This window comes from Rhodobacteraceae bacterium M385 (assembly GCA_025141835.1).
Taxonomy (GTDB): Bacteria; Pseudomonadota; Alphaproteobacteria; order Rhodobacterales; family Rhodobacteraceae; genus Gymnodinialimonas.
Genome location: CP081102.1, coordinates 3,666,766 through 3,687,500, shown reverse-complemented (window position 1 = coordinate 3,687,500; position 20,735 = coordinate 3,666,766). Strand labels below are relative to the sequence as shown.

Sequence of the window (20,735 nt, the reverse complement as noted above, 5' to 3'; positions counted from 1 at the left end):
TCTCCGCGAAATCTATTTAGGTAGAGCGTCGACCGAATACCACGGGGGGTAGAGCACTGGATGGGTAATGGGGCCTCACCGGCTTACCTGATCCTAACCAAACTCCGATATACCCGTGAGTACTAGTCGGCAGACACACAGTGGATGCTAACGTCCATTGTGGAGAGGGAAACACACCCTGACCTCCAGCTAAGGCCCCTAATTCATGGCTAAGTGGGAAAGCAGGTGGGACGACCAAAACAACCAGGAGGTTGGCTTAGAAGCAGCCATCCTTTAAAGATAGCGTAACAGCTCACTGGTCTAAATAAGTTGTCCTGCGGCGAAGATGTATCGGGGCTCAAGCCATGAGCCGAAGCTGAGGATGCACATAGTGCATGGTAGCGGAGCGTAGTGTGACTAAACCAATCTCTCTTTATCGCCTTTCGGGGTGATCCGGAGAGAAGGGTTTTTCTGTGAAGCCGGGGCGTGAGCCATCCGGTGGAGAGATCACTAGTGAGAATGATGACATGAGTAGCGACAAACAGGGTGAGAGACCCTGTCGCCGAAAGTCCAAGGGTTCCTGCTTAAAGTTAATCTGAGCAGGGTAAGCCGACCCCTAAGGCGAGGCCGAAAGGCGTAGTCGATGGGAACCAGGTTAATATTCCTGGGCCAGCCAGTAGTGACGGATCGTGAAGGTTGTTCACCCTTATTGGATTGGGTGGGCCGCTAATCGGTTCCTGGAAATAGCTCTGGCATAAGATCGTACCCTAAACCGACACAGGTGGACTGGTAGAGAATACCAAGGCGCTTGAGAGAACTATGTTGAAGGAACTCGGCAAAATACCTCCGTAAGTTCGCGAGAAGGAGGCCCAGTTTCTACGCAAGTATTGACTGGGGGCACAAACCAGGGGGTGGCGACTGTTTACTAAAAACACAGGGCTCTGCGAAGTCGCAAGACGACGTATAGGGTCTGACGCCTGCCCGGTGCCTGAAGGTTAAAAGGAGGAGTGCAAGCTCTGAATTGAAGCCCAGGTAAACGGCGGCCGTAACTATAACGGTCCTAAGGTAGCGAAATTCCTTGTCGGGTAAGTTCCGACCTGCACGAATGGCGTAACGACTTCCCCGCTGTCTCCAACATAGACTCAGCGAAATTGAATTGCCTGTCAAGATGCAGGCTTCCCGCGGTTAGACGGAAAGACCCCGTGCACCTTTACTACAGCTTCAGACTGGCAACAGGACTGGGATGTGCAGAATAGGTGGTAGGCTTTGAAGCAGGAACGCTAGTTTCTGTGGAGCCACCTTTGAGATACCACCCTTCGCATTCTTGTTGTCTAACCGCGGTCCGTTATCCGGATCCGGGACCCTCTGTGGCGGGTAGTTTGACTGGGGCGGTCGCCTCCTAAAGAGTAACGGAGGCGCGCGAAGGTTGGCTCAGAGCGGTCGGAAATCGCTCGTTGAGTGCAATGGCAGAAGCCAGCCTGACTGCGAGACTGACAAGTCGAGCAGAGTCGAAAGACGGCCATAGTGATCCGGTGGTCCCGAGTGGAAGGGCCATCGCTCAACGGATAAAAGGTACGCCGGGGATAACAGGCTGATGGTGCCCAAGAGTCCATATCGACGGCACCGTTTGGCACCTCGATGTCGGCTCATCTCATCCTGGGGCTGGAGCAGGTCCCAAGGGTACGGCTGTTCGCCGTTTAAAGAGGTACGTGAGCTGGGTTTAGAACGTCGTGAGACAGTTCGGTCCCTATCTGCCGTGGGTGTAGGATATTTGAGAAGAGTTGCCCCTAGTACGAGAGGACCGGGGTGAACGATCCACTGGTGTACCAGTTGTTCCGCCAGGAGCAGTGCTGGGTAGCTATGATCGGAAAGGATAACCGCTGAAGGCATCTAAGCGGGAAGCCCCCTTCAAAACAAGATATCCCTGAGAACCGAGGTAGACCACCTCGTCGATAGGCCAGAGATGTAAGCGTGGTAACACGCTCAGTTGACTGGTACTAATTGTTCGATAGGCTTGATTTGATCCAGTGAAAGACAGGAATTACCGTGCGCCTCACAAGAGGAGCGGTTTTACTTGATCCTCATGGACAATGAAGCATCACCAACACCATACAGTGTTAAAATCTGGATAGTATTGTTACACATCGTGTAGCTTAGCTGATTGTTTGTTTCTTTCTTGGTTTGGTGGTCATAGCGCGAGCAAAACACCCGGCTCCATTCCGAACCCGGCCGTTAAGTGCCGTTGCGCCGATGGTACTGCATCTCAAGGTGTGGGAGAGTAGGTCACCGCCAAACCTAGTAAGAAACAAACATATCTCTCTAACGATACCCAAGCCTCATCATGACCACACTGGCCACGAGGCGATATTGTCGCGGGATGGAGCAGCCCGGTAGCTCGTCAGGCTCATAACCTGAAGGTCGTAGGTTCAAATCCTACTCCCGCAACCAATAATTCCAATAAATATCAAACGCTTAATCGCCGCCTTTTGGGGTGGTGTTTTTGTTTGTGCACACGGTGGAAGCACTATGGAAGCAAGCGACCCAAATCTGCGCCTGTGATTTTCATGCCACGGGCAGATCCGCCCATGACTTAACTGTCAATGCGCCCGCAGTCCGCACCTACCCTCATTTCACTCGGCGCGTCTCACGCGCGGGATGTCGGCCCGCTCAGATAGGCTGGCGTTAAGGATCGGCCCCGAGGGGACCATTCGCCATGGCCCCCTTCTTAAGCCCCCTAGGCACTGCACGATAGGTAGAAGAATAGTTAACGGCCACGGCGAACCTTGATGGCTGAACGCTGCAAAGGTTGGCAAAGAGTGCACCATGTCCAACGCTGTCTTGCCACCGAGCTGAATTCATGTCGTGATGAATGGCCATTTCAAGCGACACATTTGGAGTACCCTTTTGGCCATATATAGGATTTCGTACGAAGGGCTCCCCGATGAGGAGTTCAAATCACAGGAGGCCGTAACGGCCTACTTAAACGGCGAAGAAAAAGCCTGGTCGGCAGTGCTAGATGTCCAGCAGGGGAACGCCGTTGCCTTGAATGTTCGAAGCCCAAGAAATGATCAATTGACGCTTGGCCAAATTGTTAAAGCAATAAGTGAACTACGCAAATTCGTCGGAGATGTAGATGGCTTCAATCAAAGGGCCGATGGCAAACAAGGGGCCTTAGCTTTACCGCCGCCGAGCAAGTCTCCGGAAGGTGTAGTTGTTCTAGGCCTATTTGGCAGCCATAGATCAGAAGCGGCCACCAATATACTGGAGGCCTTTATGGTCGATAGTCGCTCCTTGCAGGTTTTGAACCGCCATCAAAATTACATGGCGAAACTTGAGCAGGCAAGAGTGGCGCTCCAAACAGTAAGGGCTGTTTTGTCCGTCGTCCCAAACGCGGGCAATCTCCAACAAATGAGGGACGGAGCCAATCAGGCCGAGAATGAGCTTGCCAGAGTTCACAAGTTGATCGATGACGGCGAGGCGGCAAACGACGACCACACGAAACAGTTTGGCAGGCTATTCAGGGTGTTTAGCTACCTTGAAGCGCGTCGGGATCGAAAATTCATGAACGCCGGGGTGTCGCGGGCCGAGCAATTCGATGGACGAATGGTCGAATTTGAAGAGATGATTCAGCGGTATCGCCAGCATATGGAGCTCGATGCACCGGTTGTCCTCTGGAACAGTAGGGCTGCCCATCACAGCGCACGGTCTAAAGCTGCATTAAAGTGGTTTCTCGGGCTGGGAGTTGCAACCGTTGCTGCCGCAATTGGCACAGCTGTCTGTTTCGGTGATGAAATCGCAGCATCATTCACACACGAGGTCTGCACTATTCGAGACGGACTTCAGACCTGCGAAATCATGTTTAGCTACGAGGGGCCTGTCCAAGTCGCCAGCCTGCTCATGACATTCTCTGTGCTGCTCTGGGCCACGAGGCTGCAATATCGTATGTTCCTGAGCGAGCGCCATCTTAGCCTTGATGCGGAAGAAAAGACTGCCTTTGCGAAGTCGTTTGCTGCTATTACTCAGGATAAGTCAATTGCCAAAGAGAACGAGAGCATTGTGCTCGCGGCATTGTTTCGGCCTACCCCAGATGGGATTATCAAAGACGAAGAAGGGGGACTTGACCCTTCAATCTCTGCTGCTCTGGCAAAGTTTCTAAGTCGGTCTTGAGGCAATCAAGCGCACCCCGAACGAACGGCAACTTCGTCCCGCATGACAGGCCTTGGTAAACGACGCAGCGAATGTTCGCCTCCCGCCCAAATCATCGGAACCTATAGCGCCCTTCCACTTTAGCAAAACGCTCCTCCAATGTGTGAATGTGCTGTTCTGATAGCTCTTTTAGATCGGCGATGTGATTTCGAGCGAAGCCCCAGAAGTTCTCCGCTTTGACGCCGCTCGCAACGGCTCTTGCGATGAGATTTCCCGTGATGTTTTGATCTGTCATGCGCATGTGCTCAGCGCGGTTGATTTCTTTGATCGTGTTGGGGAGCACACCGGAGCGGTACCCAGAAAGGCTTTTCCCGACTATCCCGCGTACTTGCGACCAGATCCTATGATCTGGCCACCTGCTCCGGTTCGGGTCCATCTGAGTTTCCGCGTATCTCATCTTTTCCAAGGACTCGTCGAAGACATCGCCAATCATCGCGTCAAGATCGTCCCAACTTCGGATTTCCCATCTCCGTCGCAGACACTTCGACCCTACCCTGTTCTCGAAGCGCCAGACCTTGCTCTGATCGCGGTCACTTAGATCAAATGGTGGAAGCCCCGCTTTCACCCGCGTGTCGTTCCAAATCTCAAGCCAGCCGAGTTTGCGTTTAGCTAGTACCTCCGCGCGTTTGTCGTAGATGACGAGTTGTCGGTTACTGACGTGACCACACGTGATGCCAGTCACTTCCGTGTTTGCGAAGAAGCGTTGGTTTGTGTCGGCCTCTCGAAATTCCCGTTTACTCGTCCTTGCCGGGAGTATGACTGCATCAACATCGGGAACGAAGGAAGGCGCCAGAACATCAACGGCAAAGTCCACGCGTGAAACCATCATGTGCTCTTGGTGGGTGCTGACCTGTAACGCCGCCATGGCTTGTTGAAAGTAGAGCCTCGCACCTTCGAGGCCGCTCGTGGCAAGAAAGAAGGCCCGGAAGTCCATTTTCACCCCCGGTCCGATGCAATCTTTGTACTCGGGATCATGTAAGAAGAACTCCGCACCATATTCTCCGGTGTGCACAGAGAAGGCCCGGTTTCCTGTGTGCCTTACTGCAAATTCCATCCCATTGATTGTGACCGGAACCGCGGACTTTAAGCCAAGGGCCACTTCTTTCGCGGCATTAAGTATTGAGCGGACTTCGGTTGAAATTAGAGCTTCAACGTTGACCCTAAGTCCGTCGAAGCCGGCATGGACGATTTCTACGTTCATGTTCGTTCCTTTACTCATCTGTATTTATGGAGGGGGGTGTTACAAGCCCCCCCTCAGTGGCGCACAATCTTACCGTTGCGCCCGCGGCGCGCCCGCCCACCGCACCCGCGCCCGGCCCGCCGTGCACGGCGGTCAGGCGCGCCGCTGGCATCTTGAGAGGGTGCGTCAGGTCCGGAGATGCGAAATTCGACGATATCTGTAATCACGATTTCTCCGGTGTCCCAATTAACGTCGATATCGCGAGCAAACTCGGCCCGTACACCTGATCCAGGGCAATGATTTAGTAACGCTGGCCCAAGATAGTTTGCGTAGTCCTCAAGGGCGTGAAAGCCGGGTCCGGCCAAGAACGCGTTCAGCTTGGTATCCTTAGTCATGGGGGTACACTCCACCGGCTAGTTCGCTTGTGTGCTGCGCGAGTTTGCTTTCTGTCCAAGCGACCAAATCGCGCTTGCGGTAACGGATCGACCGAGCTGAGACCTTTACAAAGGAAGGGCCACCACCGCGTAAACGCCAGTTTTGAAGCGCGCGCATTGTATAGCCGAGAAAGTTTGCCGCATCGCGTTCTGTGATGAGGCGGTCAAGGTAATCCGGGTCATGTGTCGGGAGTTTCATTGCATTCCTTTCGTCTTGTGAGTTGACGATGAAATGAATGCCAAGGGCAGTTCGATTTGCCCAACTTCGAAAAATCAAAAACCGGTTTTCAGCCTTTTCGACCCCTGAACTCGTTCCACAAGGGGCGAACGTGACCCATGATTGCTCCTATACTTAGACCATCGTCACTGGCGACGCCCAGATTCGATTTCACGCGGTCTCTAATGGCATTCGACAGCTGCTTTTGCTGCCAAGTCGGATCTTTCTCAATTTCCTCGAATGCTTGGATGACGGCCGATTTTAGTGTTGGTCGGCCCAAACTCTTTTGCGTGGTTTCAGGCTCGGTCGACGAGTACGCGGGACCATCGCTCGGGAGACCTAAACTGAGTCGCCGAGCCTCAGATGGTTCAAAGACGGCCAGAGGCGGCAACGGTTGAGGAATGTAAACGCCGTTCTTGAGCAGGACGGAGTGCTCCGGCATCAATATTTGTACATGTGCAAAATCAAACCCTGCGCCAGACAAATTGCGCGTGTCCCAATCCAGAGTGCATTTCTCCCAGACTTCTTGAGGGATTAAAACTGCCCGGTCACCTTCACTACGGGGGAGTAGAAAACCGATCGCTTCTGCTTGCCCAACTGACAAGAGCCTCACGAAATGAGCTCGCCTATACTCTTGCTCCGTCATCTGAGGCTTTGCTCTAAGTTTATCCAGCCAAAAACCGCGCTTTTCTTGAGGCGGTGCGTTCCAGCCATCACGCCAAGTTTGACGAACCTCCACGCCAGAAGTTGAGCCTTCAGGGGGCCATTTCAGCCCGCTGGTTTTATCATAGGCGTGGAAGCCATCTTCGAGCGACATGACCATCCACTCGCCTAGCTGAGAGATCGAACATTGTTCTTCAGACATAGTTTTCCCCTTTCCGGCTCAGCCTAATGCTTGAGCCAGCGATGCTGAATTTTGTTCCGCGGCCATCATGACCGGATCGTCTGCGAGGTGTGCATAGCGCATTGTCGTCTGGATTTGCGTATGCCCGAGCAGCTTACCGACCATTTGAATTGGCATTCCATTCGCCACAGCGTTCGAGGCGTAGGTGTGGCGGAGATCATGAATGCGCACGCCCTCTAGGTCAGCCGTTGCCCTTATGCGCCGCCACGGCTTCTGCAAGTCGGTGACAGGTTGGTTAGGGATGCTACCCGCGATCACGAAAGGATTGCCCGGATCGCGAGGTAAGGCCGACAATAGTTCTTGTGCAGCCGGGGGCAGGGGGATGCGACGCGCGCCCGTTTTACTGTCGGGTAACAGCAGATACCGGTTCGTCACAAACGACCATTCCAAATACTGGATTTCGCCCAACCGACAACCAGTGAGAATAAGCAGCTTGAAGGCAGAGGTGACAAAGACGGTTTCCAAGCCGTCTCGTTCCAATGCATTCAGTGTTTGCCCAAGCCGTCGAAGCTCCGCCGCACTTAAAAACCGTTCTCGCTTTTGCTCTCTGTACTTTGAAACATGGCGACACGGGTTAGAGCCGTCTGTCCGTAGCCCCCATACCTCGCAAAGAGTGAACATTTTGGACAACACGCCGAGCGTTCGGTTTGCTTGATAGGGAATGTGACGGTGGGCATGGTGTAATTTGCTGATATCAGCACGGACCACATCGACAATCTTATGGTTGCCCATCGCCGGATTGATAAAATTTGTAAACGCTCGTTTGTACTCTTTCGCGGTTGAGGGTTTGCAGCGTACGTCCACATGCTCTCTCAGAAATCTCTCACCGACGCTTGCAACGGTTGGTGCGCCTCGGTGTTGCGCGATAACTTCCGCGGGATTTTGGCCCGCTGCTACCGATCCCAGCAATTCCTTTGCGCGTTTGCGAGCTTCCTCAACCGTAACGGCACCATGCTGGCCAATTGCGATACGCCTTGTTCTTCCGCCGCTTCGATATTGAACAAGGTAGGAGCGCCGCCCGCTTGGAAGGATGCGAACGCCGAAGCCATTCACTTCGCTGTCAAAGGCGATATAGTCGGCGTCTCTAACAGCCAATTTCTCGACACTTCGTTTGGTCAGTTTTGGCATCACACATCCTTTCCCGTGCGGTTACAGACGAACTTCCATGGAAGCGTTATGGAAGCAGTCGGTAGCGAAAATGATGCATCTTGATGAGCCGTTGGCGTAGAGGTTGTCCAGATAAAAATAGCAAAAGCAATTACTTAGCGCGTTGTGGCGTGAACTGGAGTAGTGTGGCGAAAAGGCCAAGAACGCGCTCATAACCTGAAGGTCGTAGGTTCAAATCCTACTCCCGCAACCATCTTAACTTGCGATACCCCGGCCTCTTCGGCCGGGGTTCGTGTTTTAGAGGATACGTCAAGTATTCCAGCAAGATCGCCCCGCACATCAATTCGAAGATCTCCGCCCTCAGGCGTCAGGACAATCGCGTCGATCAGTGACCGGATGATGTCGACAGCCTCCATCCGCTTGGTCTCGGAGTCTTCCCGTAACGCCGCGCACAATTCTGCAACTTGAGTTCTGTAGAACGTCGCCATCTCTGGGTGCAGCAACGGCGGTGGAGCTTCGCTCTCGGTCAGGAAATCCTCGACCTCTTTCTTGCGAGCTTCCAGCCGTACCATTTTGTCATTTACCGCATCCGCCGCTCCGCCCTTAAGGACCAAATTCAAAAGGGTACTCAGCTCACGATCGATCTTCTCGACTTCCCGCTGACCAGCATCAATCGACGCCCGGCCTTCCATCCGTAACGCGTTCATCTCTCGGGTGAACTCATTGCAGAATTCCTTGAATAACTCGGGGTCCATCAGGTGATGCCGCAGGGCGTTAAGCACGCGTTCTTCCAGTCGATCTCTGCGGATATTCTGCCGATTGTCGCAGGTTCCCTTGTTCCGAGCTGTCGAGCACCCAACCAAGCTGGCGGAAACCATCGAGTATCCGCCTCCGCAACAACCGCATTTCGTCAGACCGGAAAGCAGATACTTCGGACGCCGTCGTTGGTGGAAATGGTTTTCCTCATTGGTGTGCTTCCGACAACGTTTGAGGCTAGTTTGGCGGTCCTTTACAGCCTTCCATAGGGCCTCGTCCACGATGCGCAGCTTTGGCACTTCCTGGACGACCCAGTCCACCTCCGGATTTGGACGGGCTTGTCGTCGTCCGGTCTCAGGATCCTTTACGAAACGCTGCCGGTTCCAAACCAACCGCCCAATGTAGAGTTCGTTGTTCAAAATGCCAGTGCCGCGTTTGACGTTGCCGTTGATCGTGCTGAACCCCCAGTCGCCGCCGCTCGGGGCAGGCACCCTGTCCTGGTTCAACTCTGAAGCGATCCGTTTTGGCGATTTCCCGGACGCGTAGTCCTTGAAGATCCGCTGGATGACCCTGGCCTCGACAATGTTGATTGAACGATCGCCCCGAAGGGGTTCACCGTTTCCATCGAGCTTTTTGACTACGTCATAGCCATAACACCGACCCCCGCCGGACTTGCCCATCTCCACGCGCCCCCGCTGGCCACGCCTCGTTTTGTCCGCCAAATCCTTTAGGAAAAGTGCGTTCATTGTTCCCTTTAGGCCCACATGGAGATGTGTGACTTCGCCTTCTGAGAGGGTGATGATCTTCACATCTGCGTACGCCATTCGCTTAAATAGACCCGCGATATCTTCTTGATCCCGAGACAGCCGATCCATCGCTTCTGCGCAGATAATGTTGAAACGCCCGCTTAGCGCATCCGCCATCAACGCTTGGATGCCGGAGCGGATCAGAGAGGCTCCCGAGGTCGCGTGATCCGTGTACTCTTCGACAACTTGCCAACCCTGCTGTTCCGCATGCATCCGGCAGATTCGAAGTTGGTCGGCGATAGACGCATCACGTTGATTGTCGGATGAATATCGGGCGTAGAGAGCAACTTTCACGGCAAACCCTTTCAGGACTTTAACGTCGCTTCGCGCCGCTTTCCCTTGTCTGCTCACTATACCAAGCTCGTGCGGCCCGACGAGCCAGAAGGCGCACCAAGCCTGCCAATCTGGGATCCAGATTTGACTCTACGGCTTTGGTTGGAAGCTTACGGTCGCCAGACCGGACCGCCCCTCTCGAAGACTTGCATGGCTTGCGGATCATGTTCATGCCGTTTCGAACGCGTTTCAAGGGTTGTGAAACGAGGGTCCCTTCATGAGCGATTTTTGGCAATGCTTCCGAGCGGCGTAGGAATGACGCCGTGGCCGGGGAATCGGATGATAGGGCGACCCGACGGATGGGAATGCGCAACTTGGCGCAGCGCAGAGACTTGTGATTGTCGATGCAAAACGCGGCGGAGATTGGAAATTTTTTGGAGATTGGGCTTCTGAAGGGCGCCGCGTCTATTCAGCGACGGCCTTGCCGTTCTTCGATTTCGGCAACTTGGCTTCATCCCGTGAGTGACAGCATGCTCGTCTAAGCGTCGCAGCCATATTCTTAAAAAGAGAGGCGCGGCTATCACCGTGACGGGTTTGGAGGTCGAGAGAGAAGCTCCCCACCGCCCGTCTCTGGAGAAGCCCAATGAGTATGGAAATTCTGGACGGCCACTGTCTGACTGTCTGACTGTCAGACGTCAGCGCTTATGGGTCCAAATATGGCGATTTTCTAAGAGAGTTTTTGTTGCGCGTCGTAACCACTGAGCAGTGGACGATGAGAAAGATATCAAACGGGCGACCCGCAGCCTTTATTCATCCGAAGAGAAGATCAGGATCGTTCTGGGTGGCTTGCGCGGTGAAAGCCCAATGTGTCGGGGTTTGATGGTGGCGGAGGAGCGTTCTGTTCAATACCCGACACTTCTCGTTGCTAATATATACGTTTAAAATCAATATTTTAACGCATTTTAATTGAATGCCTTCGCTTTACGGTGTCCCACATCGGGGGCTCTTTGCTGAGACTTGCCTAAACATACTGGCGCCTACTCACAGCATAAGGCGGACACACAGCTCACTCTGGTGATGCTGCGGTCGCAGTTTGCATTACGGACATTCGTTATCGCACGATCCCCGATCGGCCACGCAACGCGACGCCATAACCTTGCGCTCTTCAACGCCAAAGCCTCGACGATAGCACGGGCTTGACGACATTCAGCCAGACCTGGCCTTGTCACAAAGTAGATTGCCGCTGTGTTGCAATCTGGAACGATGGCCCGTTCTGAGAGATCTCCGTGTCGGGTTTGCTCGGCTGAGCCTCCCCCTTTGAAGCGGTCCGCCCCTATAGTTAGGAAAGCGCACACTCTGACCGCATCGCCAGCGCGAGATCATCGGGCCCCGCATCGGCGGGCTCAGCCACGCCATGCACCAAAAGGTCAGCGGCGCCCAAGGCTTCCTCCCCAAGCGCCGCTGCAATGTCTCTTACGCTGAACTCAGCCATGCCTGCCCCCGAAAGCTTTCGGAGAGAGGATCAACTGTTCACGCCTCTTATCTCCACCCCAAGGTTCTGGATCTCCTGGCGCAGGATCGCATTGCGACCGTAGATGTCGTTGCGGAAGTTCAAACGACCCTCGGTGTTAACCCAAGCTGTCCAATACACGATGTGTACCGGGATCGGCGTATCCAGATTCACCTGCGTCTCACGGCTGGAGTTTAGGATGGTTTGGAAGAACGTCACCGGGTCCGATTCTTGCGGCGCAAGCAAGTGGTAGGCGAAGTCGAACGGATCATCCAAGCGGACACAGCCAGCGGAATAGGCGCGAACTTCATGGGTCATGAGTTCCTGTTGAGGGCTGTCATGCAGATAGATGTTCCACTGGTTGGGGAACATGAACTTGACAAGACCCAGCGCGTTGCGCGGGCCGGGAGGTTGGCGCAGGTCGAACGGGAAGTTGCCCGCCGAAACCCGGCTCCAATCCACATTGGCGCGGCTCACCGGGCGGCCGTTGGACATCAGCTCAAAGTGGTTCGCACCGCCCGCAATGATCGACGGAATATAGCCGCGCGCAATGGACCGCGGCACGTACCAGCTTGGGTTGATGACCATATGCTCCATCACGTCCGAGAATTCCGGCGTGCGGCGGTCGCTGTCGCGAGAGCCGATGACCGAGCGGGTGACGAATGTTACTTCGCCGTCGTCGATCACCCGGGAATGGAAGTCTGGCAGATTCACGAAGACATGGCGCGGGCCACGGTCAAAGTTCAGCCAACGCTGACGCTCCATCGCAAGGATAACCTCGGACAGATGCTCGGTGGCGGAACGATTGACGGCGCGGATCGTATCACCGCCCGCGATGCCATCGGCGTTGATGCCGTTGTCGACCTGGAACTCCAGCACGGCCTGTTGCAGGCGGCTGTCGTAGGTGGCCGTGGCGGAACGCTCCAGGTAGCCCATCGCCAACAAACGGTTGCGCAGTTGCACAACAGAGTTGCCCGTCGCACCCGGCGCGAGGGATCCCGCCTGCACGGTCTGCCCATAGCCGCCCTCGTCGATCATCTGCTCTAGGTGCAGCTTGGCGCGCATCAGGCGGGTGTACTCAGGGTGCTGCGGCGGCAGGGTGGCGATATACTCATAGGGGTTGGAGGCGGTGAATTCGGTGAATAACTCTAGCGGATCACGGCGCGGCAGGGTGTGGACGATGTCGCCTACAATATCGCCGGGCTCAAGGAAGCCGGAGTGGACGTCCTGCGCGTACTGAAGGAACAAGAGCGACGCCTGCACGTCGGCGCGGCCCATCTCGTAGGGATTGGTGGCGCTGCTGAATGCGGCAACCAGATCGGTGGTGTCATAGCGCTGCGTCGGCAGTCCGTGATTATTGGCCTCGGCCAGCGCGCTGAACAGCGCGTTTCGACGGTCGGCGGCATCTGCCGTGGTCCAGATCGGCTGGAAATCACGCTCGCGGTAGAAGGCGGCCAGCTGTTCTTCCGTGGAAGAAGCCTCTGCAATCGCCTGACGCAGCGCTGAAAAGGCCTGCGCTTCCGCTTGGTTTGGCGTCAGCATAACAGACACCATCGGCGTGCCTGCCAATGCTAGAGACAGAAGCGAAAGCTTCGCGAATTTCAACATGTTACTCATCCCTGGGTAGGTCAAATGCGTGTGCAGCCGTCAATAACCCTCACATTCGCGTGACTGAGCTGACGAGTCCATTCACGTTTTTGTAAGTAATCGCCTTTATCTGACATTTCCCAAGTGAAATGCCATGTGACGGGAAGATCGCCTGATTTCGCTTACTGATTAGGCTTTTTGGGCCCTGCACGGCACTTGCAACGACCCAGACGCTCGAATTTGGGCGGGACGGTCCGGAGACTCGCATCATTCTGGCCCTGTGTCGCCGTTTTTCAGTGCGGTGGACAGATCTGTCCTGCCGCTATTGTTCAGTTTGGATCAGGATCGCGGTCACGCACATGAAAGTGGCGCTCGGAGTCGGTGGATCGCAGTCAGGATGGCCCTGACCATGGAGCCTTTGACCGCCACCTCGGCAAGTCGGAAAGTGATGGCGCGGGCGTGGCGCACGACGCGGGCACCCATCTTGATCAGTTTCAGTTGCAGGCTGGTCAGCGACCAGTCGGCCATTTCTTCGGACAGATCGATGCAGCGCAGGAACATGGCCATGTTGTAGGCCAGCGTGTGCAGTTGCAGCCGGACCTCGTTATCGCAGAACCGCTTGCATGACAGCCGTGTCCGTTGCGCTCACACCGGATTTTGGCCCGATGCTTCTGGAAAATGGTCCAGCATTGCGGCGCTTCCTAAGACAAATTCTTCCAAATGGCATCCCCGTGGTGTTCGCGGTCAACTACCTGAGTTTCTTTCTCTATGCTGTCTCTGCCAAGAGACAGGGAACTCTCTCGTCACCCATCCTGATAGTAGACCTGCCATCTAGGATCTGTGTGTTTGTCGTGTTGCACGGTGTCATCTATTTCGTGTCTGCCGACTGGTTCGGTTCATTTGGTGGTGACCGATGGGTAAGCCTTGCGTGTAGTCGCCCCGACCCTCGCACGATCAGCGGCGTTCGAGAACATTTCAGGAGTTTACCTCTACGCAACAATGATCAGCGCGGTACCGCTGTATCTAAGCGTGATCTTAGTGCTTCTTGCAGGGGATGGACGAATGTACCGTATCGCGGGAGACGATCGGACAATCCGGCGGATCACTTTCCCGTTGATTGGTTGAATGCCGTGCTGTGTGCGTATTAATTCCCTTGAACCTACAGTTGCTAGAGGTGCTATCCGCGTCTCGCGGCACCCTCCGTGTGATTGCCAAAAAAGCGAAACTGATTAGAGGACATTCAGATGTTGACAAGACGGCATTTCATCCAGACGACCACTACCTTGTTCTCCGCAGCATTGGCCGGTCCGTCGTTGGCGAGTAGTTGGCCATCTGAGTCTGAAATGGCCGCGTGGGACGCGCAGGTTACCCCTCCTGGGTTCGATCTGGCGACGACCAATCCATGGGGTCTGAGCCCACGATTGCTTCCTCAAAGAGTCGCCGCGAATGATGGCCTCGTCCCAGGTGACATTCACGTCGATGCGACGGCGCGCTTCCTGTACCATATTGAATCTGGCGGTACGGCCATGCGGTACGGCGTCGCCATCGGACGGGACGGATTATACGAGCCGGGGACCTATACGATCCGCCGCAAAGTCGAATGGCCACACTGGACCCCGACGCAGAACATGATCGCGCGTGAGCCGGAAGTTTACTCGCAGTATGCAAATGGGCAGGAGCCTGGTCCGACCAACGCACTCGGCTCCCGAGCGCTGTACCTTTATGTGGGCGGGCGCGACACGTTTCTTAGGATCCACGGAACGCCACAGCCTTGGTCGATCGGAAGTCGTGCGAGTTCCGGATGCGTGCGCATGGTTATGCCACATATCAACGCGCTCTTCCCCAATGTTGAAATCGGATCTACGGCGCGCCTTTATCCGGCTTAGAAAAGAAGAGTTGGAAGTCGCGTTTGGCAGATGGACCATATCGATCCTTACTCCTTCCAGACCGACATTGAATTTCCGTTGCTCGGCGCGCCATGTCGGGCGAGGGCTTTCCGCATCTGCGTGTCCCGGATATGCGGGAAATGTCTTTCGGGGACATCTGGGGTTGAACCAAAAATAGCCACTTGAAGCTATAGTGGCTGTAGGTGCTATCTAAAATGCATCATATCGATTCCCGAGGTTTCTGATGCCGTCCGACCCACATTCTCACGATCATACTCAGACTGGCCACACGCACGGCGAAAGCTGTTGCGGAAGTGACAAGCCCGTTAACACGTCGCCTGCACCAGCTCCGTCGTCGGGACGCAGCTTTCAGGTGTCTGGTCTCGACTGCGCTGAGGAAGTCTCAATCCTCAACAAGGTAGTTGGCCCCAAAGTGGGTGGGGCCGAGCATCTAGCCTTCGATGTCATCAATGGGCGAATGACCGTTTTGGACAGTGCCAAGACGATATCGGACACGTATCTCGCAGAGTTGGTCGCAAGTACCGGCATGACAGCCAAACCGTGGGATGCCGAAAGCGCATCGGTCGATCAGGCTGAACACCTTGCCCGCCAAAGATTGTTCACGTTCCTCAGCGGAGGCTTCTGGGCCGCAGGCTTTATCTGGCACGTGGTTGAAACCGGTTTGGGCGGAGCAGTCGGGCTCTTTTCCGGCCATGGCGAAGCGCCGATGCCGTTGATCGAGGTTGCGTTCTTTGCAATCGCGATCCTATGCGGCGTCTGGCTCGTGGCGCCGAAGGCGTGGTCCTCGGCGCGGCGGTTCTCGCCCGACATGAACCTGCTGATGGTCGTCGCAGTTGCAGGTGCCATTGGACTTGGTGAGTTCTTCGAGGCGGCGACAGTCGCGTTCTTCTTCTCGCTGTCTCTCTTCCTTGAGAGTTGGAGCGTAGGTCGCGCACGGAATGCGGTCTCCGCACTTCTCGATCTCGCGCCGCCAACCGCGCGGGTGATCCGCGATGACGGCACCGAAATGGACATGCCTGCCGCAGAAGTGGTCGTCGGCGACCGCTTCATAGTGCGCGGCGGCGACCGTATTCCGCTTGATGGAGAGGTCACATCCGGGATGGGAGCCGTCGATCAGGCTCCGATCACCGGTGAAAGCGCTCTGGTGCCGAAGGAAACCGGGGATGACGTTTATGCTGGCACGATCAACGGTGAAGGCACACTGACGGTGCGCGCCACCAAGTTGGCATCTGACACGGTGCTGGCCAAGATCACGCGCATGGTTGGCGATGCCCATGCGCGCCGCGCGCCGGTAGAACAATGGGTCACGAAATTCGCACGCATCTACACGCCCATCGTGATGGTGTTGGCGATCGCGATTGCAGTTCTGCCGCCGCTCATCGCAGGCGGGGCGTGGGACTACTGGCTCTACAACGCGCTTGTCCTTCTGGTCATTGCCTGCCCCTGCGCGTTGGTGATCTCGACGCCTGTGTCCATTGTCGCGGCACTTGCCGCATCGGCTCGGGCTGGGGTGCTCATCAAGGGCGGGGCTTATGTCGAAGCGCCCGGCCGAACGTCGGCGCTGGCGATGGACAAGACTGGAACGATCACCATGGGCGAGCCTGAGGTGGCGTCCGTGCATCCGTTGGGCATCGCGACCGCCAAGGATCTGATCGAGATGGCCGCAGGTCTTGAGGCGCGATCCTCGCACCCATTGGCGCGTGCCATTCTTGCGCGAGCCGAGGTCGACGGTGTCACGGTGTCCGCCGCTGAAGACACTCGCACTGTGCCGGGTCGTGGGCTTGAAGGGCGCGCAGCTGGCCGTTCGATCTGGCTAGGTTCTGACCGCTTCGCGGAGGAGAAGGGGTTCGGCAGCTCTATCCCAAAAGACATCCGCGACCGGATTGAAGGCGCTGGAAGCACGCTCGTCGCCGTGGGCGATGAAACGGGTGTGATTGGACTGCTGGAGCTGCGAGACCGTATCCGTCCCGACGCAAAAGGCATCGTGGCGCAGCTTCATGCGCAGGGGGTGAAGACCATCGTCATGCTGACGGGGGACAACGAGCGCACCGCGCGCGCCGTCGCCACCGAAGTGGGCATCGACGAGGTCCGCGCTGAGCTTTTGCCCGAAGACAAAGTGAAAGCCATCGAAGAGCTGGTCGAAACCCACGACATGGTGGCCATGATCGGTGACGGTGTGAACGACGCACCCGCCATGGCGCGGGCGCATTACGCGATTGCCATGGGTGCCGTCGGCTCGGACGCCGCGATCGAGACGGCGGATATCGCGCTTATGACCGACGATATCGGCAAGGTGCCTTGGCTTATCGGCCATTCGCGCCGGGCGATGTCGATCATCCGCCAGAACATAGCGATTTCGCTGGCAACCAAGGCGCTGTTTGTCGGGCTGACGGCCTTCGGGATGGCGTCCATGTGGGGGGCTATCGCCGCGGATGTCGGTGTGTCGCTGGTCGTCGTCGCCAATGCCCTGCGGCTTCTGAATGCCGGGGAACGCAAGCAGCCCCCTGCCGGTGGAAAGCGGGTCGGCGCGAAGATGGCCAAGGGGGCCTTGGCGCCCGGACAATAAGGTGGCCCGGAAGGGCGGCGAAGGTGGGGGCAGTATGCGCATATTCGACGTGCTGGAAAAGATCATCCATTCGATAGGTGTGGGGACCGCTTGGTTGACAGTGGTCCCCATCGCATTTTTTACCGGCCTGCAAATGCTTGATCGCAAGCTACACCTTGGGGTGTCGTCATACCTTCCGGATTTTTCGACCTCCCTTCTATTCATCCTGATCTTCATGACATTCGGGTTCACCTATCTGCGGGACGGCCATGTGCGCGTGGACGTATTTCGAAGGAATTGGCCGCCACGCCGCCTGGCCTGCATCGAGCTTGGTGGCTGCCTCCTCGTGCTCTTACCCCTCGCGGCCATCCTCACCTACTACGGCTGGGATGGGCTGATGCGGACAACGCAATTCGCGGACACCGACATTTGGGCAAGGCGCGTTGCCGCCGTGATCGGTCCCGTGGTTCTGGGCTTGGCCGGGCTTATCGTCATTGTCCGAAACGTCGCGTTCCTGCGGGGCAGGCGCGATGGCCTTTCCCCGCTGTCCCAAGAAGATCTTCCCCATGGAGACTGAATTTCTGGCCATCGCCATGCTGGGTATTCTGGCGCTAGGCGTGTTCAGCGGCTTCCCCGTGGCTTTGGTTCTGACGGCGACCGGGTTTCTTGCCTTTGTCGGCGCGGTCTGGATGGGTGTCACCGATTTCAATCACCTTGGTCTGATCTATCTTCGTGTGCGTGGCATCCTGACGAACGAAGGGGTGCAATTCACCACCGTGCCGCTCCTGATCTTTCTGGGGCTGGTTTTGAACGCCAGCGGCATTTCATCAACCCTGTTTCGAACACTGGGGCAAGCGCTAAGGTGGCTCCCCGGTCACTACGCCATTGCCACCTTGTTGATTGGCCTGATCCTGGCCCCTGCCGCGGGTGTCATCGGAGCTTCCGTCGTGACCGTGGCACTGGTGGCCTACGCCCCGATGTTGCGCGCAGGGTATTCCGCGTCAGTGGCGGGATCGGCCGTGGCGGCGTCCGGCGCGTTGGGCGTCGTCTTCCCTCCGGCGGTCCTGCTGTTCTTCGTGGCTAATGTCTTTCAGCTTCGCATCTCGTTGATGTACTCGGCGTTGGTCATCCCAGTCCTTATCTTGGTATTCTTCTTTTCCGTCTATTTTGCCGTCACGCTGAGAGGGCGCATCGACATCTCACTTTCGGACGACGCAAAGCCGACCCTGCGGGATGTGGTGTCCTCGATCATGGCGATTGCGGTGATCGCCGCCATTCCCCTCAGTATCATGGGCGGGATTGCGACCCTGTCCGAGGCTGCCGGTGTTGGGGTTTTTGGTGCGCTGTTGGTCATGGTGGTTCGCGGTCGCATGACGTTTAATCGTCTGAACAAGACGATTGTGCAGGCGGCGTCCATGACCGCGATGGTGTTCTTCATCGTCGTGGGCGCATCGATTTTTTCACTCAGCTTCAACCTGCTGGAAGGTGGCCAGCTTCTGCTTGCGTGGATCAATGGATTTGACCTTGGACGTTGGGCGACCCTTGGCATGTTGTTGGGCGTCATTCTTGTGCTGGGGTTTGTGTTCGACTGGATCGAGATTCTGCTCGTGTTCCTACCGATCTTCCTTCCTTTGTTCGCACAGCTGGATTTCTCCGATCATGTTGGGTCAGAGTATTTCTCGCAGGTCTGGTTGGCTGGTCTGATCGCATTGGCGCTTCAGACTTCGTTTCTCACGCCGCCGTTCGGATACGCCCTCTTCTTCGCCAAAATGGCGGCACCACCAAGCGTAAATCTGGCCGATATCTATCGCGGTGCGGGACCACTCGTGGTCATCGAAGTCGCACTGATCGCCTTGCTGGCATGGCGACCTGAATTGATCACATGGCTGCCACAACTTGTTCTTTCGCGATCAAACTCGCCTTTGATCAACTAGATTTGGCATGCTAACTACCGTCACGAGGCATAATTATAAAATCGAGCTTTCTCCATGAAACGCCGCATCTTTCTTTTGGGTACGATCACCGCATTTCTATCCGGCTGCGCAAGCAGGTTCCGGGACTACAATGGACCGCAGGTCACGCGGCTTCGAATGTATAAGGATGAGCGGCTGCTAATCCTTGATGGCGTTGAAGGCGAGCTGCGGAGGTTTCCGATCGGGCTTGGTTTCGCGCCCGTGGGTCATAAACAGTTCGAAGGCGATGGCCGAACGCCCGAGGGGGCGTACATTATCGACCGCCGTAATCCGAACAGCGAATTCCATCTATCCATCGGGATATCCTACCCGAACGAGGCGGACATTGCGTTTGCGGAGTCGCATGGCCGTTCGCCCGGAGGAGATATCTTCATCCATGGCGGCCCGCGTCGCGGAATTGACCCGATGAATGTCCGCGATTGGACGGCAGGCTGCCCTTCTGTCACGGATCGCCAGATCGAGCATATCTACGCCATGGTTCAGGACGGTACACCTATCGACATCTATCCCTGATGTGCGCGGCTGCGTGGGCCAGGCTGCGTCTCTTTTCGGTTACCCGAGGTAGACATCCAAGAACAGCATGAGCACGAGGCCTACCGCAAGGCCGAGCGTCGCCTTGTTCTGATGGCCGCTGCGATGGGTTTCAGGGATGATCTCGTGGCTTATCACATAAAGCATCGCGCCCGCGGCAAAGGCCAATCCCCACGGTAACAGCGGCTCTGACAGCGTAATGATGCCTGCCCCAAGCAATCCGCCAATGGGTTCGACCATGCCAGTGAGCGCCGCGATGCCCCACGCGCGCCACTTGGGATAGCCCTCTCCAAGCAAGGCCACGGCGACGGCCAGACCTTCGGGTGCGTTCTGTAGACCAATACCAATGGCAAGGGGCATGCCGCCTTCGATACCGCCGGATCCGAACCCGACGCCAACTGCAAGCCCCTCGGGGAAGTTGTGGATCGTGATCGCGATGATGAAGAGCCAAACCCGCCGGAGGGACGCCCCTTCGGGCCCTTCGCGCCCGGTGCTGAAATGCTCGTGCGGGAGCTTTTCGTTCATTAGGGCGACCGCGCCCATCCCAAGCAGGATCGCGAGGCAAACGATGGCCGCAGGCGCTGCCTCACTCTCGAACCGGATATCAGCTGCGTCCAAGGCGGGAATAATTAGTGAGAAGAACGAAGCCGCAAGCATCACGCCTGCCGCGAATCCGAGCGAAAGATCACGGGTGGCACGCGATGGAACACGACCGAACAACACGGGCAGGGCGCCAACAGCGGTGAGTGATCCCGCAGCGAGGCTTCCCAGAAAGCCGAGCATTATTGGGGATAGTGTTTCCATGACGGGCCAATCTACT

At 56.3% G+C, this 20,735-nt stretch carries 13 protein-coding genes, 1 tRNA gene, 2 rRNA genes and 2 pseudogenes (1 of these 18 running past the window's edge); 9 read left to right on the top strand and 9 right to left on the bottom strand.

The features are described 5' to 3' along the window. The 4 genes from K3728_18105 to K3728_18090 all read left to right on the top strand — a co-directional run. Positions 1-2,001 (top strand): 23S ribosomal RNA (locus tag K3728_18105); it begins 830 nt to the left of the window's first position. A gap of 158 nt (positions 2,002-2,159) precedes the next feature. Next, positions 2,160-2,274: ribosomal RNA gene (gene rrf, locus K3728_18100) — 5S ribosomal RNA — on the top strand. A 76-nt stretch (positions 2,275-2,350) separates the two neighbouring features. Further along, positions 2,351-2,427, top strand: a tRNA-Met gene (locus K3728_18095). A gap of 417 nt (positions 2,428-2,844) precedes the next feature. Next, entirely contained in the window at positions 2,845-4,146 is a 1,302-nt protein-coding gene (locus K3728_18090) for a hypothetical protein (protein ID UWQ95548.1), read from the top strand. Positions 4,147-4,237: 91 nt separating this feature from the next. On the opposite strand, the gene K3728_18085 is transcribed toward K3728_18090, so the two are convergent. The 8 genes and pseudogenes from K3728_18085 to K3728_18050 all read right to left on the bottom strand — a co-directional run bounded on the left by K3728_18085 (position 4,238) and on the right by K3728_18050 (position 13,595). Beyond that, positions 4,238-5,386, bottom strand: a complete 1,149-nt coding sequence (locus tag K3728_18085) for a hypothetical protein (protein UWQ95547.1) — start codon at positions 5,384-5,386, stop codon at positions 4,238-4,240. Between the two features lie 53 nt (positions 5,387-5,439). Beyond that, positions 5,440-5,760, bottom strand: coding sequence for a hypothetical protein (locus tag K3728_18080; protein ID UWQ95546.1), 321 nt, complete (start codon positions 5,758-5,760; stop codon positions 5,440-5,442). 326 nt (positions 5,761-6,086) lie between these two features. After that, the gene (locus tag K3728_18075; GenBank protein UWQ95545.1) at positions 6,087-6,881 is read right to left on the bottom strand and encodes a hypothetical protein; all 795 of its coding nucleotides are present in this window, start codon (positions 6,879-6,881) and stop codon (positions 6,087-6,089) included. Between the two features lie 18 nt (positions 6,882-6,899). Then, a complete protein-coding gene (locus K3728_18070; GenBank protein ID UWQ95544.1) occupies positions 6,900-8,048 on the bottom strand; it encodes a tyrosine-type recombinase/integrase in 1,149 nt (382 codons plus the stop codon). A gap of 188 nt (positions 8,049-8,236) precedes the next feature. Further along, positions 8,237-9,883, bottom strand: coding sequence for a recombinase family protein (locus K3728_18065; protein ID UWQ95543.1), 1,647 nt, complete (start codon positions 9,881-9,883; stop codon positions 8,237-8,239). A gap of 1,327 nt (positions 9,884-11,210) precedes the next feature. Next, a pseudogene (locus tag K3728_18060) lies at positions 11,211-11,354 on the bottom strand (UDP-3-O-(3-hydroxymyristoyl)glucosamine N-acyltransferase). Positions 11,355-11,384: 30 nt separating this feature from the next. Beyond that, positions 11,385-12,980 (bottom strand): L,D-transpeptidase family protein, encoded by a 1,596-nt coding sequence (locus tag K3728_18055; protein UWQ95542.1) that lies wholly within the window; start codon positions 12,978-12,980, stop codon positions 11,385-11,387. 330 nt (positions 12,981-13,310) lie between these two features. Further along, positions 13,311-13,595: pseudogene (locus K3728_18050) on the bottom strand (transposase). Positions 13,596-14,203: 608 nt separating this feature from the next. Here K3728_18050 and K3728_18045 point away from each other — a divergent pair. The 5 genes from K3728_18045 (at position 14,204) to K3728_18025 (ending at position 19,897) form a co-directional block, all read left to right on the top strand. Then, positions 14,204-14,845: a L,D-transpeptidase gene (locus K3728_18045; protein ID UWQ95541.1), complete on the top strand. Its 642-nt coding sequence runs from the start codon at positions 14,204-14,206 to the stop codon at positions 14,843-14,845. 244 nt (positions 14,846-15,089) lie between these two features. Continuing rightward, the gene (locus tag K3728_18040; protein ID UWQ95540.1) at positions 15,090-17,432 is read left to right on the top strand and encodes a cation-translocating P-type ATPase; all 2,343 of its coding nucleotides are present in this window, start codon (positions 15,090-15,092) and stop codon (positions 17,430-17,432) included. A 34-nt stretch (positions 17,433-17,466) separates the two neighbouring features. Next, complete coding sequence (locus tag K3728_18035; GenBank protein ID UWQ95539.1) at positions 17,467-17,988, top strand: TRAP transporter small permease subunit; 522 nt, start codon at positions 17,467-17,469, stop codon at positions 17,986-17,988. Next, positions 17,978-19,345: a TRAP transporter large permease subunit gene (locus K3728_18030; GenBank protein UWQ97624.1), complete on the top strand. Its 1,368-nt coding sequence runs from the start codon at positions 17,978-17,980 to the stop codon at positions 19,343-19,345. The genes K3728_18035 and K3728_18030 overlap by 11 nt, the downstream gene beginning before the upstream one ends. A 54-nt stretch (positions 19,346-19,399) precedes the next feature. Continuing rightward, entirely contained in the window at positions 19,400-19,897 is a 498-nt protein-coding gene (locus K3728_18025) for a L,D-transpeptidase family protein (GenBank protein UWQ95538.1), read from the top strand. A 39-nt stretch (positions 19,898-19,936) separates the two neighbouring features. On the opposite strand, the gene K3728_18020 is transcribed toward K3728_18025, so the two are convergent. Beyond that, the gene (locus K3728_18020) at positions 19,937-20,719 is read right to left on the bottom strand and encodes a ZIP family metal transporter (protein ID UWQ95537.1); all 783 of its coding nucleotides are present in this window, start codon (positions 20,717-20,719) and stop codon (positions 19,937-19,939) included. Positions 20,720-20,735: the final 16 nt, after the last annotated feature.